16 protein-coding genes and 1 rRNA gene are annotated in these 25,769 nt (G+C 50.1%); 14 read left to right on the top strand and 3 right to left on the bottom strand.

From position 1 onward, the window contains the following. Positions 1 to 79: 79 nt before the first annotated feature. Positions 80 to 1,300 (top strand): nicotinate phosphoribosyltransferase, encoded by a 1,221-nt coding sequence (pncB, locus tag CYJ98_RS07160; protein ID WP_101755962.1) that lies wholly within the window; start codon positions 80 to 82, stop codon positions 1,298 to 1,300. A 39-nt stretch (positions 1,301 to 1,339) separates the two neighbouring features. Here the strand turns inward: pncB and mtgA are convergent, their stop codons facing one another. Together mtgA and aroE are read right to left on the bottom strand one after the other, a co-directional pair. Beyond that, a complete protein-coding gene (gene mtgA, locus CYJ98_RS07155; RefSeq protein ID WP_003684244.1) occupies positions 1,340 to 2,041 on the bottom strand; it encodes a monofunctional biosynthetic peptidoglycan transglycosylase in 702 nt (233 codons plus the stop codon). Positions 2,042 to 2,043: 2 nt separating this feature from the next. After that, positions 2,044 to 2,853 (bottom strand): shikimate dehydrogenase, encoded by an 810-nt coding sequence (gene aroE / locus CYJ98_RS07150; RefSeq protein WP_101755961.1) that lies wholly within the window; start codon positions 2,851 to 2,853, stop codon positions 2,044 to 2,046. A gap of 197 nt (positions 2,854 to 3,050) precedes the next feature. Between aroE and glnA the strand changes: the two genes are divergently transcribed. From glnA to CYJ98_RS07090, 12 genes are all read left to right on the top strand, one after another. Continuing rightward, positions 3,051 to 4,469: a type I glutamate--ammonia ligase gene (gene glnA / locus CYJ98_RS07145; RefSeq protein ID WP_101755960.1), complete on the top strand. Its 1,419-nt coding sequence runs from the start codon at positions 3,051 to 3,053 to the stop codon at positions 4,467 to 4,469. A gap of 210 nt (positions 4,470 to 4,679) precedes the next feature. Then, positions 4,680 to 5,924 carry a hypothetical protein gene (locus CYJ98_RS07140; protein WP_101755959.1) on the top strand — a complete coding sequence of 415 codons (1,245 nt, stop codon included), beginning with the start codon at positions 4,680 to 4,682 and terminating at the stop codon, positions 5,922 to 5,924. 62 nt (positions 5,925 to 5,986) lie between these two features. Further along, the gene (locus CYJ98_RS07135; protein WP_101755958.1) at positions 5,987 to 6,637 is read left to right on the top strand and encodes a site-2 protease family protein; all 651 of its coding nucleotides are present in this window, start codon (positions 5,987 to 5,989) and stop codon (positions 6,635 to 6,637) included. Between the two features lie 131 nt (positions 6,638 to 6,768). Beyond that, on the top strand, positions 6,769 to 7,773 hold the full coding sequence (gene dusB, locus CYJ98_RS07130; protein ID WP_101755957.1) for a tRNA dihydrouridine synthase DusB: 1,005 nt from the start codon (positions 6,769 to 6,771) through the stop codon (positions 7,771 to 7,773). A gap of 54 nt (positions 7,774 to 7,827) precedes the next feature. Further along, a complete protein-coding gene (locus CYJ98_RS07125; protein ID WP_101755956.1) occupies positions 7,828 to 8,067 on the top strand; it encodes a Fis family transcriptional regulator in 240 nt (79 codons plus the stop codon). Between the two features lie 43 nt (positions 8,068 to 8,110). Then, positions 8,111 to 8,845 carry a glutamine amidotransferase-related protein gene (locus CYJ98_RS07120; protein WP_101755955.1) on the top strand — a complete coding sequence of 245 codons (735 nt, stop codon included), beginning with the start codon at positions 8,111 to 8,113 and terminating at the stop codon, positions 8,843 to 8,845. A gap of 78 nt (positions 8,846 to 8,923) precedes the next feature. After that, positions 8,924 to 9,796, top strand: coding sequence for a DMT family transporter (locus CYJ98_RS07115; protein WP_101755954.1), 873 nt, complete (start codon positions 8,924 to 8,926; stop codon positions 9,794 to 9,796). Between the two features lie 65 nt (positions 9,797 to 9,861). Continuing rightward, a complete protein-coding gene (locus CYJ98_RS07110) occupies positions 9,862 to 10,680 on the top strand; it encodes a hypothetical protein (protein WP_101755953.1) in 819 nt (272 codons plus the stop codon). A 108-nt stretch (positions 10,681 to 10,788) separates the two neighbouring features. Continuing rightward, positions 10,789 to 11,958, top strand: coding sequence for a chloride channel protein (locus tag CYJ98_RS07105; RefSeq protein ID WP_180947879.1), 1,170 nt, complete (start codon positions 10,789 to 10,791; stop codon positions 11,956 to 11,958). A gap of 163 nt (positions 11,959 to 12,121) precedes the next feature. Further along, positions 12,122 to 13,702 (top strand): bifunctional phosphoribosylaminoimidazolecarboxamide formyltransferase/IMP cyclohydrolase, encoded by a 1,581-nt coding sequence (gene purH, locus CYJ98_RS07100; protein ID WP_101755952.1) that lies wholly within the window; start codon positions 12,122 to 12,124, stop codon positions 13,700 to 13,702. 199 nt (positions 13,703 to 13,901) lie between these two features. Beyond that, positions 13,902 to 14,030 (top strand): hypothetical protein, encoded by a 129-nt coding sequence (locus CYJ98_RS07095; RefSeq protein WP_256388401.1) that lies wholly within the window; start codon positions 13,902 to 13,904, stop codon positions 14,028 to 14,030. A 766-nt stretch (positions 14,031 to 14,796) separates the two neighbouring features. After that, entirely contained in the window at positions 14,797 to 22,302 is a 7,506-nt protein-coding gene (locus CYJ98_RS07090) for a YadA-like family protein (protein WP_317869911.1), read from the top strand. Between the two features lie 430 nt (positions 22,303 to 22,732). Here CYJ98_RS07090 and thrB read toward each other — a convergent pair whose 3' ends face one another. Next, complete coding sequence (thrB, locus tag CYJ98_RS07085; protein WP_101755950.1) at positions 22,733 to 23,656, bottom strand: homoserine kinase; 924 nt, start codon at positions 23,654 to 23,656, stop codon at positions 22,733 to 22,735. A 522-nt stretch (positions 23,657 to 24,178) separates the two neighbouring features. On the opposite strand from thrB, the gene CYJ98_RS07080 reads away from it, so the two are divergent. Beyond that, a 16S ribosomal RNA gene (locus CYJ98_RS07080) occupies positions 24,179 to 25,719 on the top strand. The last annotated feature ends 50 nt before the right edge of the window (positions 25,720 to 25,769 follow it).

Genomic DNA, 25,769 nt, shown 5'->3' with positions numbered 1-25,769 from the left:
GTCTGAATAAGGTTTCTTTCAGACGGCCTTTTCCATTAAAATCGATACCTCAACGCCCACGTTTACTCAGAGAAAGCTTATGTCTGCTCATCAGCCCATTATCCAATCCCTGCTTGATACCGACCTGTACAAATTCACCATGCTGCAAGTCGTGTTGCACCAATTCCCGCAAACCCACAGCCTCTACGAATTCCGCTGCCGCAACAAAGAGATGGTGTATCCGCTGGCCGATATTCAAGAAGACTTGGAACGCGAACTCGACGCCCTGTGCCAGCTGCGCTTTACCCATGACGAACTCGACTATCTGCGTAGCCTGCGCTTTATCAAAAGCGACTTTGTCGATTATCTCGAACTTTTCCAACTCCAACGCCGCTTTGTCCAAGTCAGCCCTGACGATCAAGGCCGTCTGAACATCCGCATCGAAGGCCCGATGATACAGGCGATGTTCTTCGAGATTTTCATTCTTGCCATCGTCAACGAACTCTATTTCCGCCGCTTGGAAACGCCCGCAGTCATTGAAGAAGGCGAGCGCCGTTTGCAGGCCAAAGCGCAACAGCTGAAAGAAATTGCAGCTACACAAAATCCGAATGATCCGCCGTTCCTTATTTCAGATTTCGGCACACGCCGCCGCTACACCCTCGCATGGCAGGAACACGTTATCCGCACTTTGCTGGAAGCTGCTCCTGATATCGTGCGCGGTACCAGCAACGTTTATCTGGCCAAAAAACTCGGCATCACACCCATCGGCACCATGGCGCACGAGTTCCTCCAAGCCTTCCAGGCCTTGGACGTACGTTTGCGCAATTTCCAAAAAGCCGCGCTGGAAAGCTGGGTACACGAATACCGCGGCGACCTCGGTATCGCCCTGACCGACGTAGTCGGCATGGATGCCTTCTTGCGTGATTTCGACCTTTACTTCGCCAAACTCTTCGACGGCCTGCGCCACGACAGCGGCGATCCTTATGTTTGGGGCGACAAAGCCTACGAGCATTACAAAAAACTCAAAATCGACAGCCGCACCAAAATGCTGACCTTTTCAGACGGCCTCGATATTGAGTGTTCATGGGCGTTGCACCAATACTTCAAAGACCGTTTCAAAACCAGTTTCGGTATCGGTACCAACCTGACCAACGACTTGGGACACACGCCTTTGAACATTGTTTTGAAGCTCGTCGAGTGCAACGGCCAATCCGTTGCCAAGCTCTCCGACTCCCCGGGCAAAACCATGACCACCAACAACACCTTTCTCGCTTACCTGCGTCAAGTGTTTGACGTACCGGAGCCGGAAGAGAAAGCCTAAAAACAAAGGCCGTCTGAAATGTTCAGACGGCCTTTTTAATTAATCCATATCGCTTTCGGGCAATTCTGCCGAACCCATACGGCGCAGGATGATATTGGTTTTGTTGTGCATCCGTTTGCTCTTAGGATGGTCTGCATAAAACAGCGGAGCCGGAACGCGCGCCGTGAGTTTGGCGGCTTGTTGGCGGGTGAGGGCGGAGGCAGGTTTCTTGTAGAAATACTGGGATGCCGCTTCCGCGCCGAATACGCCGTAGTGCCATTCGATTGAGTTCAGATACAGCTCGAAAATGCGGTCTTTGTCGGTAACGGCTTCCATCATCGCCGTAATCGCCGCTTCTTCGCCTTTGCGGATGTAGCTGCGGCTTTCGTTGAGAAACAGGTTTTTCGCCAGTTGCTGGCTGATGGTCGAACCGCCGGCTTTGACTTCGCCGCTTTGCTTATTGCGTTTCATGGCGTATTTGATGCCGTTCCAGTCAAAGCCGCTGTGTTCGGCAAAGTTGGCATCTTCGGAAGCAATCAGGGCTTTTTTGAGGTTGACGGAGATTTGGTCGTAAGGCACCCAGCGGTAATCCAGCTCGACATCGCGGCCTTCTTTTGCAAACTGGCTCATGCGCATGGACATGAAAGCGGTTTTGCTAGGTGCGACGGCGCGGTAGGTAATGATGTTGCCGTACACATAAGCGTTGAAGAAAATGAAGATGCCGATGGGCAGGGCAATCAGCCATTTGATGATGCGGAACATGGTTACAGGGCTTTCATGTATTCGATAACAGGGCGGATATCGGGCGTAAATCCGCGCCAAATATGGTAAGAGGCGGCAGCCTGACCGACCAGCATGCCCAGGCCGTCTGAAACTTCGGCCGCGCCGTTGCTTTGGGCAAAGTTCAAAAACGCCTGCGCCGCGTCGCCGTAAACCATATCGTAGGCAAGGAGGCAGTTGCGAAAAATTTCAGGGCTGACGGCAGGAAGCTGACCGCTCAAGCCGCCGGACGTGCCGTTGATGATGATATCGAAACCGCCGTTCAAATCCGCCATCGGGATGGCTTCAGTGCCGAAAAGCTGCGCCAATTCCTCGGCTTTGGCATGGGTACGATTGGCAATGACGATACGGGCAGGGTGGTGTTCTTTCAACACCGGAATCACGCCGCGCACGGCGCCGCCTGCGCCCAAAAGCAAAATGGTTTTGCCTTCGATGGCAATATTTTTGACCTGCGTGATGTCGTTGGCCAAACCGATACCGTCGGTATTGTCGCCGCGTATTCTGCCGTCTTCCAACCACACCAGCGTATTGACCGCGCCGGCAGCCAAAGCGCGGTCGGAATGCTCGTCCGCCAGCGCAAAAGCTTCCTGCTTGAACGGAACAGTTACATTCGCACCTTGCCCGCCCTCGGTACGAAACGCCGCAACAGCCTCAGCAAAACCGCCGATTTCGGCACAAATGCGCCCATATTCGATGGCCGCACCTTCCTGCAGCGCAAATTGTTGATGGATTTGCGGCGATTTACTGTGTGCAACGGGATTGCCGAAAACGGCGTAACGCGGAGTGTTGTTCATAAAACGGGTCTGAAAAAACAAAAGAAAAGAGTGCTTATTATAGCGGTCTTTATGTTAAGAAAGCGTAATGTAAAATTGTTGACAATTAAACAGTCTGAAACTATATTTCATTGCGTAAAAACGGGTGCCCTGATGTATTTCAGACGGCCTTACCGTGGTAGAATAACAACTTAAACCCATTCCCTCAGGAGCTGAAGATGTCCATCAAAGACGCTGTAAAACTGATTGAAGAAAGCGAAGCCCGCTTCGTAGATTTGCGCTTTACCGATACCAAAGGCAAGCAGCACCACTTTACCATCCCCGCCCGCATCGTCCTCGACGATCCCGAAGAATGGTTTGAAAACGGTCAAGCGTTTGACGGTTCGTCCATCGGCGGCTGGAAAGGTATTCAGGCTTCCGATATGCAGTTGCGTCCCGATGCGGCTACAGCCTTCGTTGATCCTTTCTATGACGATACCACTGTTGTCTTTACCTGCGACGTTATCGACCCGGCCGACGGCCAAGGCTATGACCGCGACCCACGTTCTATCGCGCGCCGCGCCGAAGCCTATTTGAAATCTTCCGGTATCGGCGACACCGCCTATTTCGGCCCCGAGCCTGAATTCTTCGTTTTTGACGGCGTAGAATTTGAAACCGATATGCACAAAACCCGTTACGAAATCACTTCCGAAAGCGGCGCATGGTCAAGCGGCCTGCATTTGGACGGTCAAAACACCGGCCACCGCCCGACCGTCAAAGGCGGTTACGCACCTGTTGCGCCGATTGACTGCGGTCAAGACCTGCGTTCTGCCATGGTCAATGTTTTGGAAGAACTCGGCATCGAAGTGGAAGTGCATCACGCCGAAGTCGGTACCGGCAGCCAAATGGAAATCGGCACCCGTTTTGCCACTTTGGTTAAACGCGCCGACCAAACCCAAGACATGAAATACGTGATTCAAAACGTTGCCCACAACTTCGGCAAAACCGCTACATTTATGCCTAAACCGATTATGGGTGACAACGGCAGCGGTATGCACGTCCACCAATCCATTTGGAAAGACGGTCAAAACCTGTTCGCAGGCGACGGCTATGCCGGTTTGTCCGATACCGCCCTTTATTACATCGGCGGCATCATCAAACACGCCAAAGCCCTGAACGCGATTACCAATCCGTCCACCAACTCCTACAAACGCCTCGTGCCGCACTTTGAAGCACCGACCAAACTGGCATATTCTGCTAAAAACCGTTCCGCTTCCATCCGCATTCCGTCTGTGAACAGCAGCAAAGCACGCCGCATCGAAGCGCGTTTCCCTGACCCGACCGCCAACCCATACTTGGCGTTTGCCGCTTTGTTGATGGCCGGTTTGGACGGTATTCAAAACAAAATCCATCCGGGCGACCCTGCCGATAAAAACCTGTACGACCTGCCGCCAGAAGAAGATGCATTGGTGCCGACCGTTTGCGCTTCTTTGGAAGAAGCCCTCGCCGCCCTCAAAGCCGACCACGAATTCCTCCTGCGCGGCGGCGTGTTCAGCAAAGACTGGATCGACAGCTACATCGCCTTCAAAGAGGAAGACGTACGCCGTATCCGCATGGCGCCGCATCCGCTGGAATTTGAAATGTATTACAGCCTGTAAAACAGCTGAAACATTTTAAATAGGAAATCAAAGGCCGTCTGAAACTGGATTTGAAGTTTCAGACGGCCTTTAGGCTTGAAATAAATGGGGTGCTCGAATTGGGCATGATAGCGAGAAGCAATAAATCATGCCGTTGGAAAGCCTTTATGGAATCGGTGCCTTGTGTTAAATTGTGCTAATGAAATCATTTCGTCAAAAAGGTTGGGCAGAATGAAGAAGATAATTGGTTTGGCCATTGCTGCGGCATTTGGTTTGAGCGCGTGCAGTAATTTGGATCACAAAACCGCACACGAGGTCATGTCGATTTCCAATGACCGTATTTTAAAAGAAGACCGCAGCTTTAACATCACAGGCAGCTCTCGAATATATATCAGCCCATTGGCTGAAGCTGTATTGGCAGATGAAAAGGTGGAAAAGAAAGCCGAAGCGAAAGCAGAGGATGCCAAAGCCAAAGAGGGGGAGACGGCAGCCTCTATGAAGGTTGCTCAAGAAGACGACGCTGCTTTGAAGCAGGAGTTTTCTGAACGAGAAGAGGCTGAGTTCCGCACTGCAATGCTTGATGCCTTGCCGGACGGCAATATCGCACAAGTTGCCGTTGATTATCTGGATAAATATCCTGCCATATCCAGTTATATAGAAGGGGTTCATCTGAATTATGAGTCGGCAGTTGATTTGTCAACGCGTCAATTTGAGTTGATTCCTGAATTGACCATCAACAACCACAATGAAAAACTTAGTATCAAACTTCCTATGAAACTGGATGCGGAAAAATGGGAAATTTATATAGATCCGCCCGCCAGTGCTGCTGCCATTATTAGTGTGTACACCGATGAGAAAATCGGTAAACGTTTAATCAAAGAACCTTTAAAATTGAGTTTGAAAGAAATCGGTGATTCGAAACGTATGCCTTTTGATCATGTTGCAGAGGCGGGAGTACGTGCTTTTTTGAGTGCCAATAAGGCTATGCCTGCCGATGCATATGTATTTAAAGAAATGGATGCCTTTGGTAAGGCAAACCATGCACGCTATCGTGTACGTCATGTCATGAAACCGGAGTATGATTCTGTCGTAATGAAGGCAATGGCTAAGGCTTTTGATGAAGAATTGTCGAAATTACAGAAAACGCCTCAACCAGGGTCAACAGAAGAAGATTATAAAAATGCGCGGGAATTTTTCAGTATGTCTGTCAACATAAGTGATAACCAGCCACTTAGCGTCCAGCGGATATTCGGTAACAATCTTGTTGTCGACTATTATCTCGACCGCAAAGGCCGCATGTTGGCTTCCCGCATGTATATGCAAATCAACGGCACACATAAGGCCATTAATATTATCGGCGACAGTGTGTACAGCAATTACGGCAAACCGGTCTTCAAATTGAATCCGCAAGGTAAGGGTATTACTTGGAAAGAGCTGAAAGAGTTTTTCAGTTCGAATAAAAAAGAAGACGATTAAAGCCTCGGGCTGTCTGAAAGGATATTTTCTGTTTTCAGACGGCGTGTTTGATAAGGAAAAACATGTTTGCAAATTTTGATTTAGGCGTATTTTTGCTGGCAGTATTGCCCGTGTTGTTGGCCATTACCGTGCGCGAAGTGGCACGCGGTTATACGGCGCGTTATTGGGGCGACCATACCGGCGAGCAGCTTGGGCGTTTGACCCTCAATCCGCTGCCGCACATCGACCCTGTAGGTACGATTGTCGTGCCGCTGGTGTGTCTGATGATAGGCAGTTTTTTGTTTGGTTGGGCGCGTCCTATGCCCATTGATTCGCGCAATTTCCGTGATCCGCGCCGCGCGTGGCGTTGGGTGTCGATTTCAGGTCCGATTGCCAATCTGATTTTGGCGTTCTTTTGGGGCTTTGTCGTCGTATTTTCTGCGTATGTGCCTGAGTCTTATCAAGCGCCATTGGTGCAGATGGCAGGTTACGGCGTGATGGTGAACTCGATTTGGGTCGCATTCAGCCTGATTCCGATTTTGCCTTGGGACGGCGGTATTTTTATTGATACCTTCCTTAATGCCAAGCAGTCCATGCAGTTCCGTAAAATCGAGCCATACGGTACATGGATTATCCTGATCCTGTTGTTTACCGGCCTGCTGGCCAAACTGATTTGGCCGATTATCGCCATGATTCAGGCCGCAGTGCAGATGGTTGTTATGTTGTTTATTTAAATGTTTTGTCTGAAAAGGCCGTCTGAAACCCAGTTTCAGACGGCCTTTTTCATTGTGCAACATGTAAATACGATTGGAAAAGTTGCTTAAAAATTGTACAATTTCAGCCCTTTCAATTTGGCGCACACATCATGTACATCAGCGGTTATTTCATTGACAACCCCATCGCACTCGCCCCCATGGCAGGCATTACGGACAAACCGTTCCGCCGGATTTGCCGCGAGTTTGGCGCAGGGTGGGCGGTGTGCGAAATGCTGACCAGCGATCCGAGCTTGCGCCATACCAAAAAAACCTTGCGCCGCAGCGATTTTGAAGGCGAGGGCGGAGTGGTGGCCGTGCAGATTGCCGGCAGCGATCCGCAGCAGATGGCGGAAGCCGCGCGGTATAACGTCGGCTTGGGCGCTCAGGTCATTGATATAAACATGGGCTGTCCGGCCAAAAAAGTCTGCAATGTGCAGGCAGGCAGCGCATTGATGCAAAACGAGCCTTTGGTTGCCGAAATCTTGAAAGCCGTTGTCAACGCGGTGGACGTACCCGTTACCCTCAAAACCCGTTTGGGCTGGCACGACGAACATCAAAACTTGCCGACCATCGCCAAAATCGCCGAAGAATCAGGTATTGCAGCCCTTGCCATCCATGGCCGCACCCGTACGCAGATGTACAAAGGTGAAGCGCGTTACGAACTGATTGCCGAAACCAAAGGCCGTCTGAACATTCCCGTTTGGGTCAACGGCGATATTACTTCGCCGCAAAAAGCCGCCGCCGTCCTCAAGCAAACCGCCGCAGACGGCATCATGATAGGGCGCGGCGCACAAGGCAGTCCGTGGCTTTTCCGTGATTTAAAACATTATGCCGAACACGGCGTTTTGCCGCCGGCCTTGAGCTTGGCAGAATGCAACGCCACCATTTTGAACCACATCCGCGCCATGCATGAATTTTATGGCGAAATTGCCGGCGTACGCATCGCACGCAAACACATAGGCTGGTATATCGACGAAATGCCCGACGGCGAGCAAACACGCCGAGAAATCAACCGCTTGGACAGCGCCTCAGTACAATACGACACCCTTGCCGCCTATCTTGAGACGCTTTCAGAGAAAACCGACCACTGGGTATGCCACTATCGGGAAGGCTGAAGAGTTTCGGACGGCCTCATCATTTAAAAACAAATCTAAAGAAAGACAATCACGATGAATCAAAAGACGACTGACATTACGCAATGTATTGAACAAAACTTACGACAATACTTCAAAGACTTGGATGGTACGGAACCTTGCGGCGTGTATGATATGGTGTTGCATCAAGTGGAAAAGCCGATGCTTGCCTGCGTGATGGAGCAATGCGGCGGCAACCAGTCTAAAGCGGCGGTCATTTTGGGTTTGAACCGCAATACCCTGCGTAAAAAATTACAACAGCACGGTATGCTGTAATGCGGCATGGCAACTCGTCCTGACGGTCGAAGGAGAAATAACAATGCAAAATCCGAATAAATTAAATATCCATTTCATCCTGCACGAGGCATTTGAAGTGCCGGGCGCATATTTGAAATGGGCGCAATGGCGCGGACATAACATCAGTGCAACCAAAGTGTACGAAAGGGAAGCCCTGCCTGACAATGTGGACGATATAGATTTTTTGATTGTGATGGGCGGGCCGCAATCGCCTGATGAAGACAGGCAGGCATTCCCGTATTACGACCCCCAATCCGAGCTGCGCCTGATGCGTCAGGCGATGGCGGCGGATAAATATATTGTCGGCGTGTGTTTGGGTGCGCAGCTTTTATCCGTTGCCTACGGCGCGCGACACACGCGCAGCCCTGAGCGTGAAATCGGCATTTATCCGATTGAGCTGACGGCGGAAGGTTTGGCGGATGCCCATGTTTCCCTGTTGGGCAAAACCCTGAATACCGGCCATTGGCACGGTGATATGCCCGGTTTGACGGATGAGGCGGTTGTGTTGGCAACCAGCAAAGGCTGTCCGCGCCAGATTATCCGTTTTGCGCCCAAACATTATGCCTTCCAGGCCCATTTGGAGTTTGACCGCGAAGCCGTCGGGCTGCTGATTGCGGCGGACGGGCGCGACAATGTGGCCGAACAAAGCCAAGCCCAAACTTATATCCAACATCCGGATAAAATCGAAGCGGCGGATTTCAGTGAAATGAATGCCAAACTCTTCGACTTTTTGGATTCGCTGACGCAGACAAAATAAAAAAAAGGCCAACCCTCCAGGCCGTCTGAATAATAAATATAGAGAAGAAACGATTAACCCTTTTTAAAAGGTCGGACCATGTTCTATCAAATACTTGCCCTGCTGATTTGGGGCAGCTCTTTTATCGCTGCCAAGTATTCTTACGAGATGATCGACCCGGCGCTGATGGTCGAGGCGCGTTTGTTGATTGCCGCGTTGATGGTGCCGTCGTGCCGCCGTCATTTGGGCAGGATTCCGCGGAGCGAGTGGAAGCCCTTGTTGTGGATTTCCTTTGTCAACTACGTTGTCGTTTTGATGCTCCAGTTTATCGGTTTGAAATACACATCTGCCGCCAGCGCGATTACCATGGTCGGGCTGGAACCTTTGCTGGTCGTCTTTGTCGGTCATTTCTTCTTCAACGACAAAGCCAAACTGTACCACTGGATTTGCTGCGCGGCGGCATTTGCCGGCGTGGGCATGATGGTATTGGGCGGTGCGGAAGAGGGCGGTACGATTGACTGGTTCGGCTGTTTGCTGATTTTGCTCGCGGGGTTCGGTTTCGCCGGCGTGATACGCCCGAGCCAAAAAATGATTGCCCGTATCGGTGCGCCCGCATTTACTGCGGCTTCCATGGCGGCGGCGGCGCTGTTGTGCCTGCCGTTTTCGCTGGTGTTGGCAGACAGTTATCAAATCAACTGGTCATGGGGCGGTACGCTGTCGATTTTATATATGGGGATCGGTTGCAGTTGGCTTGCCTATCTGTTGTGGAACAAAGGCATGAACAAAGTCCCTGCCAACGTCTCCGGCCTGCTGATTTCGCTTGAGCCTGTCATCGGCGTTATCATGGCGGTGTTAATTTTGGGCGAACATTTAAGCGCTATGTCTGCGATGGGCATTACCGTCGTTATTGCGTCCACTTTTGTCGCCGGTATGTTGGCGCGTGTCAGCAACAAACACAAAAAGGCCGTCTGAAAACGGTTTCAGACGGCCTGAAGTAAGCAGTACTTTTTTCAATAAAACATTTTGGGAAAATTTCTATGAAACGCATTATCTCCCTGCTTTTGCTTGCCTGCCCCGTTTTGGCGTCGGCTGCACCCGATAACGACAAAGCCGCCGTACAGGCCGTCATTGCCAAGTATTACAACCGACCGCTTGCCGCGCACAAATGCCAGCTCGCCAAGCCGCCGAAAGACAGTGAGACAGCATCTGACAACATCATGTATTGCATGAAACCTGTCGCCGACCATACCGTAACACGCAACGGCAAAGCCGCGCGCTATGTGTTGTACACAGGTTTTGCCTACGATATGGAACAAAAAGTAAAACAAGACGCTCATGCTTCTTCCGGTCTGGCAGAATTGTTTGTTTTGGAAAAAGCAGACGGCAAGTGGGCAATCAAACAGCACGGAAAAGATAAAATCGGCGCATGGGGCGAGCCGCCGGAGAATAAGGCGTGGAAGTTTGTTCAGGTAGGCGCGCAAAACTGGGGCTATGTTGCCGAATCAAGTTATACAGGCCAAGGCGACACGACGACTTCGCAAAACTTCCTGTTTACCGATGATAGCAACCGAATCCGCAACAGTGTCATGATCAGCGGTAACGATAACGGCGCATATTACGGCAATTGCGATGAATATAAAGGGCGCGAAAAACGCCTCTGCGAAGACACGTTTGTCAGCCTGGAAGCCAAAATTGCTTTTGACAAAAGCCGTCCTGCCGTATCCGGCGTATGGGCGTTGACTGCAAAACTCAGCGGCGTATCAGGAAAGAAAAATTATAAAAATCAGAAATATATTTTCCCTTATAACGGCAAAACCCACGTTGCCCCCAAAAACTATCCCTTGGGCGGACAATAGTTTCCCCGAAAAACGCTTTGATCAAACCATTACTACCTCAAGTCAAAACCCGTGAAAGACACTCATAAACTCTGGGTCGCCCTCATCATTACCGGCATCATCGGCGGCATGGTCGGCATTGTATTAACCGAAATCATGCATACAATTCAACATCTTGCCTATGGTTACGGTTCAGACGGCCTATACGTTTCATTCCGAGAGGGCGTAGCGCAGGCAAGTCCTGCGCGGCGTATCGTGGTCGTGGCCTTTTGCGGCGTGGTGGTCGGCTTGGGGTGGTGGTTGCTCAAACGCTACGGCAGGCCGCAACCGGGTATCAAAGCCGTGGTTAAAAATCCGCTTGCCGGTTTTCCGTTTTTTGAAACCGTCAGCCATGCCCTGTTGCAAATCATCACCGTCGGGCTGGGTTCGCCGCTCGGCCGAGAAGTTGCGCCGCGCGAAATGACCGCCGCTTTCGCTTCAGTCGGCGTCAACCGTTTCGGGATGAACGAAGACGATGCAAGGCTGGTCATCGCGTGTGCCTCGGGTGCAGGTTTGGCGGCCGTGTATAACGTGCCGCTTGCCTCCACACTTTTCATCCTCGAAGCCATGCTGGGCGTATGGACGCAGCAAGCCGTCGCCGCTGCATTGCTGACTTCCGTCATCGCCACCGCCGTCGCACGCATCGGCTTGGGCGACGTACAGCAATATCATCCGGCCAACCTTTCCATCAACACCTCATTACTTTGGTTTTCCGCCATCATCGGCCCGATACTGGGCGCAACCGCCGTCTTTTTCCAGCGCACCGCCCAAAAATTCCCCTTTATCAAGCGCGACAACATCAAAATCATTCCCTTGGCCGTCTGTATGTTTGCACTCATCGGCGCGATTGCCGTTTGGTTCCCCGAAATTTTGGGCAACGGCAAAGCAGGCAACCAATTGACCTTTGGCGGCATGACCGACTGGCAACACAGTCTTGAGCTGACCGCCGTCAAATGGCTGGTCGTCTTGATGGCGCTGGCGGCAGGCGCATACGGCGGCCTGATTACCCCGTCCATGATGCTCGGCAGTACCATCGCCTTTGCCACCGCAGCCGCATGGAATACTTTCTTTCCTGCCATGTCGTCCGAAAGCGCGGCCGTTGTCGGCGCCGCCGTTTTCCTCGGCGTTTCCCTCAAAATGCCCCTGACGGCCATCGTCTTTGTTTTAGAACTCACCTACGCCCCCGTTGCCTTGCTCATGCCCTTATGCGCAGGCATGGCAGGCGCAGTATGCGTGGCGAAGAAAATGGGATTTAAATAGGCAAAAACATCAGGCCGTCTGAAACCAAGTTTCAGACGGCCTTTTACAATAAAATTGTCAACAATATCTATAAAAACCTACTGCCAAAAAGGCGAAAATAGCGGATAATACCGCCCTGAAAATTCATCCCATATCGATTAAACCTTCAACAAAGGAAATCCAAATGTCTTCCATCAAACGCGCCCTGATCAGCCTGTCCGACAAGACAGGCGCAGTCGAATTTGCCCAAACCCTGACCAAGCTCGGTGTTGAAATCCTCTCTACCGGCGGTACAGCAAAGCTCTTGGCTGATGCAGGCGTTCCCGTTATCGAAGTCGCCGACTATACCGGTTTTCCCGAAATGCTCGACGGCCGCGTGAAAACCCTGCATCCGAAAATCCACGGCGGCATCCTCGGCCGTCGCGATTTGGACGAACACGTCGCCAAGATGGAAGAACACGGCATCGGCAATATCGACCTCGTGTGCGTCAACCTCTACCCCTTCGCCGCCACCATCGCCAAACCAAACTGCACACTGGAAGACGCGATTGAAAACATCGACATCGGCGGCCCGACCATGGTGCGCTCTGCCGCGAAAAACTGGAAACACGTCGCCATCGTTACCGACACCGCCGATTTCCCGGCCATCGCCGCCGAACTCGAAGCCAACAACGGCGCATTGAGCGACAAAACCCGTTTCAACCTCTCACGCAAAGCATTCAGCCATACCGCCCAATACGACGGCATGATTTCCAACTATCTGACCTCGCTTTCAGACGACGTCTTGAGCAGCCAGCCCAAAATCGGCGAATTCCCAAGCCAGTTCAACCAAAGCTGGATTAAAGTGCAAGACATGCGCTACGGCGAAAATCCGCACCAACGCGCCGCGTTCTACCGCGATATTTACCCAGCCGCAGGCAGCCTTTCCGCCTACAAACAGCTGCAAGGCAAAGAATTGTCTTACAACAACATCGCCGATGCCGATGCCGCATGGGAAGCCGTCAAATCCTTTGACGCGCCAGCCTGCGTGATTGTGAAACACGCCAATCCGTGCGGCGTCGCCATCGCCTCCAATACCCTGGATGCCTACAAACTCGCCTACGCCACCGACACCACCAGCGCATTCGGCGGCATCATCGCCTTCAACCGCGAAGTGGACGGCGAAACCGTCAAACAAATTACCGACAACCAATTTATGGAAGTCCTCATGGCGCCGAAGTTTACCGCCGAAGCCCTCGAAATCGCCGCAGCCAAGAAAAACGTGCGCGTATTGGAAGTGCCGCTTGAAGCAGGAGCCAACCGCTTTGAACTCAAACGCGTCGGCGGCGGACTGTTGGTACAAACCCCCGACATCCATCGCATCAACCGCGCCGATTTGAAAGTCGTCTCCAAACGCCAACCGACCGAGCAGGAATGGAACGACCTGATGTTTGTCTGGAACGTCGCAAAATACGTCAAATCCAACGCCATCGTCTTCGGCAAAGGCGGTCAAACCTACGGCATCGGCGCAGGCCAAATGAGCCGCGTGGACAGCACCCGCATCGCCGCCCGCAAAGCGCAAGATGCCAATCTCGACCTCAACGGCGCATGTGCCGCTTCCGATGCCTTCTTCCCATTCCGCGACGGCGTAGATGTCATTGCCGAGCAGGGCATCAAAGCCATCATCCATCCGGCAGGCTCCATGCGCGACCAAGAAGTCTTTGACGCAGCGGACGAACACGGCATCGCCATGGTCGTAACCGGCATCCGCCATTTCCGCCACTAATAAGCTGATATAAAATAAAGGCCGTCTGAAAACAAAGTTTCAATATCGTGAAACCAGTTTTCAGACGGCCTTTTCAATCATCAAACAATTTAGCGGTCTCACTGCAAATCAGGACAAAGCAACCAAGCCCCAGTCCGTCCGATTAATACGGCAACACAACGCCCAAGTCTAAAACCAACCCACTCAGAGAAAAAAAAACATGAAACACATCCTCCTCATCCTTACCCTCGCCACACTCACCGCCTGCGCCTCCAGCCATACCGGCGGCTACGGCTATGCCGGCAACAACGGCGCTTCCGCAGGCGTGACCCAAACATTCCGTTGGTAAGGCCGTCTGAAAAACAACACAGTTTTCTACAATAGAGAACAAACAAATCCCAAACGTAAAGGCAAGTTTTACACTTGCCTTTTTAACGCTGTCCATCGGCTTAATAGCGCATAAATTCGTATCATTTGTTCACTATTTATATGTTAGGAAACGTCAAAGGCCGTCTGAAAACAGGCCATACAAACCTATCACACGTTTTAAGCCGATCTTCAATACAAATTTCATTAATTCTCTAAATAAAAGCCCATACTTAAATCTATCACTAAAGAAACTATTTAAATCATATATTATTTATTAATCATTATTGTTTGAGAATAAAAAAGTAAAATCAAACAGCTAGAAAAACCGTTTAAAAAAAGCAACAAGTAAATTTAACGGGCATGACCGTTGAGGCCGAAAAAGTAACACTTTATCGGAAGAGTTGATTTGCGAAACCAAACGCATATAAAATTTGGACAAGGATTCCGAATGCATTGAAAGAAGCTGACAAAAAGTGACTTGTTAAGAAACAAGCTGACAAAAAACGGCACATCGTTTCCCAAACTTCACAAGCTTCTCAAAATGTATCAGCATAAAATCCCTTAAAACAGGCTTTTAGCTGCTATTCGGCCGAATGGAGACTTTTGGCACGGGAATTGCATACAGGAGATTACGGCATGAAACCGCATAAAGGGGAAACTCTGAAATGCGGCAAATGTGTGGACAGGCGGTTTACAGCCGAGCAACACGTCCCAAAAGAAATCAAACCCCTTACAGGAAAATCGATATGAATAAAGTCTTTAAAGTTATTTGGAATCACGCGACCCAGACATGGACCGCGGTTTCCGAAATCAGCCATGCACACGGCAAAAAATCCGCTTCCGATAAGCGTAAAGCCGTAGCTGCTGCAGTTGCAGCGGCAGGTGCCTTGATGGCTTCAGGCGCTGCTCAAGCTGGAGTGGATCTTGGAAATTCTGCAGTTAATATTTCTCCAAATGGCACTTATAACGGAAGTAACAACGTTGGCCAAAACTCTATTGTTGTAGGCTATCAAAACACAACTAATAATGAGTGGGGTACAACTGCGATCGGTGCTAATAATACTGCGACCGCAAACTCTGCATTGGCTGTAGGTAACAACAACCAAGCAACCAAAGGTGCTTCAACTGCAATCGGTGTAAGCTCTATTGCAAGTGGTGAAGCTTCTATTGCAATTGGTAACGTAGCCCAAGCAACTCAAATCCGTGCGACTGCAGTAGGTAACCGTGCGACTGCTACTCAAGACTCCGCAAGTGCATACGGTAACCGTGCAACTGCTGACGCACAATTTGCAACCGCTATCGGTGATAATTCTCATGCAAGTGCTGCGGCTGTTGCAGTGGGTACGCATGCAGATGCTTCACATCAAGATTCTATCGCGATTGGTAATAACGCTCATGGCGCTTGGACCAATGCGATTGCTGTCGGTAAAGATAGCGTAGCAAAACAAGACCACGCGATTGCAGCAGGTACTAGCGCAAATGCGTCAGGTATTCAAGCTATCGGCGTTGGTTCATATACAAAAGCAGAAGGTAATCTGACAGTTGCAGTTGGTCCATATGCGCAAGCCAATAAAGAAGCTGCAGTTGCTGTAGGTTCTAACGCTACTGCTGCTGAGTCTAACTCTATTGCCGTGGGTCAAACTGCTACTGCGTCTAACAATAACTCCATTGCTGTCGGTACTAAAGCGGTTTCTAGAGGCGATAACGCAATTGGTATCGGTGCTTATGCTGAATCAACTGCTCACCGTGCTACCGCTATCGGCGTATTGTCTCAAGCAAATGGCGAAGGCTCATTTGCTGGTGGTGCATCTGCTCAAGCTGTAGGTACTAACTCTGTGGCTATTGGCGGTGCGATGGATGGTACTGGAAGTAATAAAGCAGGTACTGCTGCTAAAGCCGTTGGTAATAACTCTATTGCAGTAGGTTCTAAATCAAATGCTTCTAAAGCTGCTGACGTTGCAGTAGGTTATGGTGCTACAGCAAATGGTACTTCTACCGGTTCTGATGGCGACGGCGTAGTAAATAATGCCGGTTCGGCAATGGCAATCGGTACAGAATCTCAAGCAACCGGTATCGTAGCTACAGCCATCGGTGAGCGCGCTCAAGCTCTGGCAAACGGCGCAGTAGCATTGGGTGGCGACGCTCAAGCGAAACAAGGTTCTGACGTCGCAATCGGTCGCGGTTCCGTAGCGAACGGTACTTCTGCTTCTGCATTCGGTCCTGCTGCTACAGCAACTGGTAAATACTCAGTAGCTTTGGGCGTACAAAGTAACGCTGCTTCTCAACAAGCGATTGCATTGGGCCGTGGCGCTAAAGCCAATGGTGGTGAATATGCAACTGCTCTGGGTAACGGTGCTCAAGCAACAGCTAAAAACACTCTGGCTTTGGGTACAGAAGCTAAATCTACTCTCGAAAACAGCGTAGCCCTGGGTAACGGCTCTACAACCAGCGCATTCGCACCTACTAACAGCGCTACTGTTGGCAACTACACTTACGGCGGTTTCGCAGGCGCAACCAGCATCTTAGGCAACGGCGCAGTATTGTCTGTAGGTTCTGAAGGTAAAGAACGTCAAATCCAAAACGTTGCCGCAGGCCGTATTTCTCAAACTTCTACCGATGCAATCAACGGCTCTCAATTGTTTGCCGTAGCAAGCCGCATCGAAAATCTGAATCCATTTGTATTCCAAGGCCACGATGGTAGCGGTAGCTCACCAGCTGCAGGTACATACAAATACGATCCTAAATCAAATGCCAATAACACCCTGAAACTGATCGCTGGTGAAGGTCTGAAAATGACTTCAAACGGCACTAACGAATACACCCTGAGCGTAGTAGGTGGTGGTGCTAAAGGCGAAAAAGGTGATGCTGGTCCTGCTGGCCCTAAAGGCGAAAAAGGCGATATTGGTCCTGCTGGCCCTAAAGGCGAAAAAGGTGATGCTGGTCCTGCTGGTGCTAAAGGCGAAAAAGGTGATGCTGGTCCTGCTGGCCCTAAAGGCGATACCGGCGAAAAAGGTGATAGCGCTCGCGGCTTAGCTGTTGGAGTTGAAGATAATAACGAAAACGGTACTCACACTATTACTATTACTAATTTAGATGATGGTTCAATCACTACTACTATCGTAAAAGATGGTAAGAACGGTAAAGACGGCGAAGCCGGCGCTAAAGGCGAAAAAGGCGACAAAGGTGACCAAGGTGAAGCCGGCGCTAAAGGCGAAAAAGGCGACAAAGGTGACCAAGGCGAAGCCGGCGCTAAAGGCGAAAAAGGCGACAAAGGTGACCAAGGCGAAGCCGGCGCTAAAGGCGAAAAAGGCGACAAAGGTGACCAAGGTGAAGCCGGTGCTAAAGGCGAAAAAGGCGACAAAGGTGACCAAGGCGAAGCCGGCGCTAAAGGCGAAAAAGGCGACAAAGGTGACCAAGGTGAAGCCGGTGCTAAAGGCGAAAAAGGCGACAAAGGTGACCAAGGCGAAGCCGGCGCTAAAGGCGAAAAAGGCGACAAAGGTGACCAAGGCGAAGCCGGTGCTAAAGGCGAAAAAGGCGACAAAGGTGACCAAGGCGAAGCCGGCGCTAAAGGCGAAAAAGGCGACAAAGGTGACCAAGGCGAAGCCGGTGCCAAAGGCGAAAAAGGCGACAAAGGTGACCAAGGCGAAGCCGGCGCTAAAGGCGAAAAAGGCGACAAAGGTGACCAAGGTGAAGCCGGTGCCAAAGGCGAAAAAGGCGACAAAGGTGACCAAGGCGAAGCCGGCGCTAAAGGCGAAAAAGGCGACAAAGGTGACCAAGGCGAAGCCGGCGCTAAAGGCGAAAAAGGCGACAAAGGTGACCAAGGCGAAGCCGGCGCTAAAGGCGAAAAAGGCGACAAAGGTGACCAAGGCGAAGCCGGCGCTAAAGGCGAAAAAGGCGACAAAGGTGACCAAGGTGAAGCCGGCGCTAAAGGCGAAAAAGGCGACAAAGGTGACCAAGGCGAAGCCGGCGCTAAAGGCGAAAAAGGCGACAAAGGTGACCAAGGCGAAGCCGGCGCTAAAGGCGAAAAAGGCGACAAAGGTGACCAAGGCGAAGCCGGTGCCAAAGGCGAAAAAGGCGACAAAGGTGACCAAGGCGAAGCCGGCGCTAAAGGCGAAAAAGGCGACAAAGGTGACCAAGGTGAAGCCGGTGCCAAAGGCGAAAAAGGCGACAAAGGTGACCAAGGCGAAGCCGGCGCTAAAGGCGAAAAAGGCGACAAAGGTGACCAAGGCGAAGCCGGCGCTAAAGGCGAAAAAGGCGACAAAGGTGACCAAGGCGAAGCCGGCGCTAAAGGCGAAAAAGGCGACAAAGGTGACCAAGGCGAAGCCGGCGCTAAAGGCGAAAAAGGCGACAAAGGTGACCAAGGTGAAGCCGGCGCTAAAGGCGAAAAAGGCGACAAAGGTGACCAAGGTGAAGCCGGCGCTAAAGGCGAAAAAGGCGACAAAGGTGACCAAGGCGAAGCCGGTGCCAAAGGCGAAAAAGGCGACAAAGGTGACCAAGGCGAAGCCGGCGCTAAAGGCGAAAAAGGCGACAAAGGTGACCAAGGTGAAGCCGGTGCCAAAGGCGAAAAAGGCGACAAAGGTGACCAAGGCGAAGCCGGCGCTAAAGGCGAAAAAGGCGACAAAGGTGACCAAGGCGAAGCCGGCGCTAAAGGCGAAAAAGGCGACACTGGTGAAAAAGGTAGCAGCATCACAGGTGAAGTTGTAGATAATGGTGATGGTACCCATACAATCACTGTTACTGATCTTGGTACCGGTTCAGTCACTACTACCATCGTTAAAGACGGTAAAGACGGTGTAGACGGTAAGAATGCTAAAGCCGACGTTAAAGACAATGGCAACGGCACTCACACTGTAACCATCACTGATGGCGAAGGTAATACCACTACCACTATCATTAAAGACGGAGCTAAAGGCGAAAAAGGCGACAAAGGTGACCAAGGTGAAGCCGGCGCTAAAGGCGAAAAAGGCGACAAAGGTGACCAAGGTGAAGCCGGTGCTAAAGGCGAAAAAGGCGACAAAGGTGACCAAGGTGAAGCCGGTGCCAAAGGCGAAAAAGGCGACAAAGGTGACCAAGGTGAAGCCGGTGCCAAAGGCGAAAAAGGCGACAAAGGTGACCAAGGTGAAGCCGGTGCCAAAGGCGAAAAAGGCGACAAAGGTGACCAAGGTGAAGCCGGTGCCAAAGGCGAAAAAGGCGACAAAGGTGACCAAGGTGAAGCCGGTGCCAAAGGCGAAAAAGGCGACAAAGGTGACCAAGGCGAAGCCGGCGCTAAAGGCGAAAAAGGCGACAAAGGTGACCAAGGCGAAGCCGGCGCTAAAGGCGAAAAAGGCGACAAAGGTGACCAAGGTGAAGCCGGCGCTAAAGGCGAAAAAGGCGACAAAGGTGACCAAGGTGAAGCCGGCGCTAAAGGCGATAAAGGCGATAAAGGTGACCAAGGCGAAGCCGGTGCCAAAGGCGAAAAAGGCGACAAAGGTGACCAAGGCGAAGCCGGCGCTAAAGGCGAAAAAGGCGACAAAGGTGACCAAGGTGAAGCCGGTGCCAAAGGCGAAAAAGGCGACAAAGGTGACCAAGGCGAAGCCGGCGCTAAAGGCGAAAAAGGCGACAAAGGTGACCAAGGTGAAGCCGGCGCTAAAGGCGAAAAAGGCGACAAAGGTGACCAAGGTGAAGCCGGCGCTAAAGGCGAAAAAGGCGACAAAGGTGACCAAGGTGAAGCCGGCGCTAAAGGCGATAAAGGCGATAAAGGTGACACTGGTGAAAAAGGTAGCAGCATCACAGGTGAAGTTGTAGATAATGGTGATGGTACCCATACAATCACTGTTACTGATCTTGGTACCGGTTCAGTCACTACTACCATCGTTAAAGACGGTAAAGACGGTGTAGACGGTAAGAATGCTAAAGCCGACGTTAAAGACAATGGCAACGGCACTCACACTGTAACCATCACTGATGGCGAAGGTAATACCACTACTACTATCATTAAAGATGGTAAGAACGCTGAAGCCGATGTTAAAGACAACGGCAACGGCACTCACACTGTAACCATCAAAGACGGTAACGGTAATACCACTACTACCATCCTTAAAGATGGTGCAACTGGTGCTACCGGCGCAACTGGTGCCGATGGTAAGAACGCTGAAGCCGATGTTAAAGACAACGGCAACGGCACTCACACTGTAACCATCAAAGACGGTAACGGTAACACTACTACTACTATCGTTAAAGACGGTGCAACTGGCGCTACCGGTGCAACTGGTGCCGACGGTAAGAATGCTGAAGCCGATGTTAAAGACAACGGCAACGGTACTCACACTGTAACCATCAAAGACGGTAACGGTAACACTACTACTACTATCGTTAAAGACGGTGCAACTGGTGCAGATGGTAAGAACGCTAAAGCTGACGTTAAAGACAACGGCAACGGTACTCACACTGTAACCATCACTGATGGCGAAGGTAATACCACTACTACTATCGTTAAAGACGGTAAGAACGCTGAAGCCGACGTTAAAGACAACGGCAACGGCACTCACACTGTAACCATCAAAGACGGTAACGGTAATACCACTACTACCATCGTTAAAGACGGTGCAACTGGCGCTACCGGTGCAACTGGTGCAGACGGTAAGAATGCTAAAGCTGACGTTAAAGACAACGGCAACGGCACTCACACTGTAACCATCACTGATGGTGAAGGTAATACCACTACTACTATCGTTAAAGATGGTACAGCTGCAGCTAAGGGTGATACTGGTGCTAAAGGTGAAGACGGTAAGAATGCTAAAGCCGACGTTAAAGACAATGGCAACGGTACTCATACAGTGACCATCGTTGACGGTGACGGTAAAACTACTACCACTATCGTTAAAGACGGTAAGAACGCTGAAGCCGACGTTAAAGACAACGGCAACGGTACTCACACTGTAACCATCAAAGACGGTAACGGTAACACCACTACTACCATCGTTAAAGACGGTGCAACTGGTGCTAAAGGTGAAGCTGGTAATACTGGTGCAACTGGTGCCGATGGTAAGAATGCCAAGGCCGATGTTAAAGACAATGGCGACGGTACTCATACAGTGACCATCGTTGACGGTGACGGTAAAACTACTACCACTATCGTTAAAGACGGTGCAACTGGTGCCAAAGGCGATACCGGTGCAACTGGTGCCAAAGGCGATACCGGTGCAACTGGTGAAAACGGTAAGAACGCTGAAGCTGAAGTTAAAGACAACGGCGACGGTACTCACACTGTAACCATCAAAGACGGTAACGGTAACACCACTACTACTGTCGTTAAAGATGGTGCAACCGGTGCAACTGGTGCCGACGGTAAGAATGCTGAAGCTGAAGTTAAAGACAACGGCGACGGTACTCATACTGTAACCATCAAAGACGGTAACGGTAACACTACTACTACTGTTGTTAAAGACGGTGCTAAAGGTGATACTGGTGCAACTGGTGCTAAAGGTGAAAACGGTAAGTCTGCTGAAGGTAAAGTTGAGCGTGATGAAGCTAAAGGTACTTCTACTATCACTATCAACAACTTCGATAAAGACGGTAAAGTCATCTCTACTACTACTGCAACCGTGAAAGATGGTAAAGACGGTAAAGATGGTAAAGATGCTGACGGCACCTTCGGTCTGGTTGACGAGACTGGTACTACTGACGGCTCTATCTCCAAAAAACTGAATAACACTATTCAGATTAAAGGTGATGCGGGTACTAAAGTCCAAGTATTCGACAAAGCAACCGGTAAGACTTCAGAGAAAGAAGTTCAAAACATCTTCGTTAAGAAAGACGGCGATGCGCTGAAAGTCAGCATGAACCCTGATCTGACCGTTAACAGTGTTACTACTAACGAACTGAAAGCAGGTCCTGTAACCATCAACCAAGGTGGTATCGATGCCGGCAACACTACTATCCAAAATGTTGCTCCAGGTAAGAAAGGTACCGATGCGGTTAACGTTGACCAGCTGAACCAAAAATTCGGCGATGTGAACAGCAATGTGAACAAGGTTGACAACAACGCCCGTGCAGGTGTGGCTCAAGCCTTGGCTACTGCCGGTCTGCCACAAGCCTACTTGCCAGGTAAGAGCATGTTGGCTATCGGTGGCGGTCACTACCGCGGTGAAACCGGTTACGCTGTCGGCTTCTCTAGCATCTCCGATGGTGGTAACTGGATCATCAAAGGTACTGCTTCCGGCAACTCACGTGGTCACTTCGGTGCTACCGCAGCAGTTGGTTACCAATGGTAATCTGACTTTCAGACGGCCTGAAAAGGCCGTCTGAAAAGACGAAGCAAAGTAAATGCGGCCTATTTAGGCCGCATTTTTTTATATCTTGAATTGGATTTGTTGGGTTTTTATAAGAAAGAACAATAAGAATGCCATGTGTAATATGCTCTCATGAGGAGTTGGGGGGATGGTGCGATTAATATGAAAAACTTACTTAAAAAAGTAGAGTGAGTTTTTCATATTAATAGATGAATTTAGGGTATGGGAGCAGTATCAAGCAAAATGTTTCATAACTTATGGATGAATAATGATTTGATAGGGGAGTGTTATTAGAGAATCTGGCAAAAGACACGTGAAAAATCCTCTAAATTTGAATAGAAAGAATTTAGAGGATTTTAAGGAAGAGAAAAACTTTTAAACTTATCTAAATTGGATTGTAATAGTTTTATGGCTATCTCTCATTAAGACTCAATAGCAGATCCCTAAATACATTTGGATCTTTAATAAACGTCATTTCTCCTGATTGAGGGAAATGGAAATCGAGCAGGCGAGATACCCAGAAACGAATACATCCGGCTCTTTGTGCCGTAGGGAAATATGCACGTTCTTCATCAGATAAAGGACGCACGCTTTCATAGCCATGGATAAAAGCATCATAAAGAGCAGGGTCTAATTTATTATCGGCTGTCCGCGCCCAGTCGTTAACTGCAATGGCCAAGTCGTACATGAAATTACCATTGCACGCATAATAAAAATCGATAAAGCCGGAAACTTCATCTCCATTAAGCAATACATTATCCTTAAATAAATCGGCATGGATAATACCGGAAGGCAAATGTTCTCCAAGATTTTCATCTAAAGCAGCAATTTCAGCTTGAAGCAGTTTGGCATCTTCGCTATCTAAAACCGGGAGCAACTGGGTGCAGGCATCATGCCACCAACCATCATAACGGGGATTTTTCATTTTTAAAGGAAAATCTTGGCCGGCTAAATGCATTTTGGCCAACATCGCACCAGTGTGGAAACATTGTGCCTCAGTCGGCCAGCCGGTATCGGAGCCATTCAAACAAGTTACCAAGCAAGCAGGTTTTCCGGCTAACATAGAATGCAGTCCGCCATCTTTACGAGCAATCGGAGCGGCGCAGGCAACGCCATTTTGGCTCAAGTGTTGGTTTAGCTCTAAAAAGAAAGGTAGTTCCTCTGATTTTAAAACCTCAAAAACAGTCAATACATAACGACCGGTTGAGGTAGTCAGAAAATAATTACTGTTAGTAATTCCTTGAGCAATCCCCTGCAAAGAGACAAAATCTCCCAAATCATATTGCAGCAAGAAATCGCGCATTTGAGCGTCGGAAACACTGGTATAGACAGACATAGCAAACTCGAAGCTGAAATAAAATCAAAGAAACATCATACCAAAAAACAAGCGTCAACAATATAAATTAAAGAATAGGTCAAATTTAAAAGGCCGTCTGAAATACTCTTTCAGACGGCCTTAGTATTGAATCGGGTTGGATTTGGGAAGCGAATAGGGAGGATTTGAGTGTTTTTAGAAAAATAAAAACCCTGTTAAAACAGGGTGGTGGTTAAATTTCTAGAAATAATTTTGCGAAAGGTGTTGACTGGTTTTGTTGGGAGGCGTATAGTTCGGTTCTTCGCTGCTGACGCGGTGAAGAAAACGAAGCAGACAGTATAACACAGTTAGTTAGAATTTTCGATAATTTTAGTTGACATTTGCTAAATGTACTGTATAATTCGATTCGCTCTTTAAAAAACAGATTACCGATAAGTGTGAGTGCATTAGGCCTCACACTGTTTAAAAGACAGACAAGATAATGTTTTAGACATTGTCCTGTCGGTTTCTTTGAAGCAGACCAGAAGTTATAAGTTAGAGATTGAACATAAGAGTTTGATCCTGGCTCAGATTGAACGCTGGCGGCATGCTTTACACATGCAAGTCGGACGGCAGCACAGAGAAGCTTGCTTCTTGGGTGGCGAGTGGCGAACGGGTGAGTAATATATCGGAACGTACCGAGTAATGGGGGATAACTAATCGAAAGATTAGCTAATACCGCATATTCTCTGAGGAGGAAAGCAGGGGACCTTCGGGCCTTGCGTTATTCGAGCGGCCGATATCTGATTAGCTAGTTGGTGGGGTAAAGGCCTACCAAGGCGACGATCAGTAGCGGGTCTGAGAGGATGATCCGCCACACTGGGACTGAGACACGGCCCAGACTCCTACGGGAGGCAGCAGTGGGGAATTTTGGACAATGGGCGCAAGCCTGATCCAGCCATGCCGCGTGTCTGAAGAAGGCCTTCGGGTTGTAAAGGACTTTTGTCAGGGAAGAAAAGGCTGTTGCTAATACCGACAGCTGATGACGGTACCTGAAGAATAAGCACCGGCTAACTACGTGCCAGCAGCCGCGGTAATACGTAGGGTGCGAGCGTTAATCGGAATTACTGGGCGTAAAGCGAGCGCAGACGGTTACTTAAGCAGGATGTGAAATCCCCGGGCTCAACCTGGGAACTGCGTTCTGAACTGGGTGACTAGAGTGTGTCAGAGGGAGGTAGAATTCCACGTGTAGCAGTGAAATGCGTAGAGATGTGGAGGAATACCGATGGCGAAGGCAGCCTCCTGGGATAACACTGACGTTCATGCTCGAAAGCGTGGGTAGCAAACAGGATTAGATACCCTGGTAGTCCACGCCCTAAACGATGTCAATTAGCTGTTGGGCAACTTGATTGCTTAGTAGCGTAGCTAACGCGTGAAATTGACCGCCTGGGGAGTACGGTCGCAAGATTAAAACTCAAAGGAATTGACGGGGACCCGCACAAGCGGTGGATGATGTGGATTAATTCGATGCAACGCGAAGAACCTTACCTGGTCTTGACATGTACGGAATCCTCCAGAGACGGAGGAGTGCCTTCGGGAACCGTAACACAGGTGCTGCATGGCTGTCGTCAGCTCGTGTCGTGAGATGTTGGGTTAAGTCCCGCAACGAGCGCAACCCTTGTCATTAGTTGCCATCATTTAGTTGGGCACTCTAATGAGACTGCCGGTGACAAGCCGGAGGAAGGTGGGGATGACGTCAAGTCCTCATGGCCCTTATGACCAGGGCTTCACACGTCATACAATGGTCGGTACAGAGGGTAGCCAAGCCGCGAGGTGGAGCCAATCTCACAAAACCGATCGTAGTCCGGATTGCACTCTGCAACTCGAGTGCATGAAGTCGGAATCGCTAGTAATCGCAGGTCAGCATACTGCGGTGAATACGTTCCCGGGTCTTGTACACACCGCCCGTCACACCATGGGAGTGGGGGATACCAGAAGTAGGTAGGGTAACCGCAAGGAGCCCGCTTACCACGGTATGCTTCATGACTGGGGTGAAGTCGTAACAAGGTAGCCGTAGGGGAACCTGCGGCTGGATCACCTCCTTTCTAGAGAAAGAAGAGGTCTGATGCATTCACACTTATCGGTAAACTGTAAA

Origin of the sequence: Neisseria perflava, assembly GCF_002863305.2 — a bacterium.
In the GTDB taxonomy this organism is placed as follows: domain Bacteria; phylum Pseudomonadota; class Gammaproteobacteria; order Burkholderiales; family Neisseriaceae; genus Neisseria; species Neisseria perflava_A.
Note: the sequence above shows the minus strand (reverse complement) of the source record. Positions and strands in the feature narration are given on the sequence as shown.

Coding starts and splice junctions, on each gene's coding strand:
- pncB (WP_101755962.1), top strand. CDS start 80: ATGTCTGCTCATCAGCCCATTATCCAATCCCTGCTTGATACCGACCTG.
- mtgA (WP_003684244.1), bottom strand. CDS start 2,041: ATGTTCCGCATCATCAAATGGCTGATTGCCCTGCCCATCGGCATCTTC.
- aroE (WP_101755961.1), bottom strand. CDS start 2,853: ATGAACAACACTCCGCGTTACGCCGTTTTCGGCAATCCCGTTGCACAC.
- glnA (WP_101755960.1), top strand. CDS start 3,051: ATGTCCATCAAAGACGCTGTAAAACTGATTGAAGAAAGCGAAGCCCGC.
- CYJ98_RS07140 (WP_101755959.1), top strand. CDS start 4,680: ATGAAGAAGATAATTGGTTTGGCCATTGCTGCGGCATTTGGTTTGAGC.
- CYJ98_RS07135 (WP_101755958.1), top strand. CDS start 5,987: ATGTTTGCAAATTTTGATTTAGGCGTATTTTTGCTGGCAGTATTGCCC.
- dusB (WP_101755957.1), top strand. CDS start 6,769: ATGTACATCAGCGGTTATTTCATTGACAACCCCATCGCACTCGCCCCC.
- CYJ98_RS07125 (WP_101755956.1), top strand. CDS start 7,828: ATGAATCAAAAGACGACTGACATTACGCAATGTATTGAACAAAACTTA.
- CYJ98_RS07120 (WP_101755955.1), top strand. CDS start 8,111: ATGCAAAATCCGAATAAATTAAATATCCATTTCATCCTGCACGAGGCA.
- CYJ98_RS07115 (WP_101755954.1), top strand. CDS start 8,924: ATGTTCTATCAAATACTTGCCCTGCTGATTTGGGGCAGCTCTTTTATC.
- CYJ98_RS07110 (WP_101755953.1), top strand. CDS start 9,862: ATGAAACGCATTATCTCCCTGCTTTTGCTTGCCTGCCCCGTTTTGGCG.
- CYJ98_RS07105 (WP_180947879.1), top strand. CDS start 10,789: ATGGTCGGCATTGTATTAACCGAAATCATGCATACAATTCAACATCTT.
- purH (WP_101755952.1), top strand. CDS start 12,122: ATGTCTTCCATCAAACGCGCCCTGATCAGCCTGTCCGACAAGACAGGC.
- CYJ98_RS07095 (WP_256388401.1), top strand. CDS start 13,902: ATGAAACACATCCTCCTCATCCTTACCCTCGCCACACTCACCGCCTGC.
- CYJ98_RS07090 (WP_317869911.1), top strand. CDS start 14,797: ATGAATAAAGTCTTTAAAGTTATTTGGAATCACGCGACCCAGACATGG.
- thrB (WP_101755950.1), bottom strand. CDS start 23,656: ATGTCTGTCTATACCAGTGTTTCCGACGCTCAAATGCGCGATTTCTTG.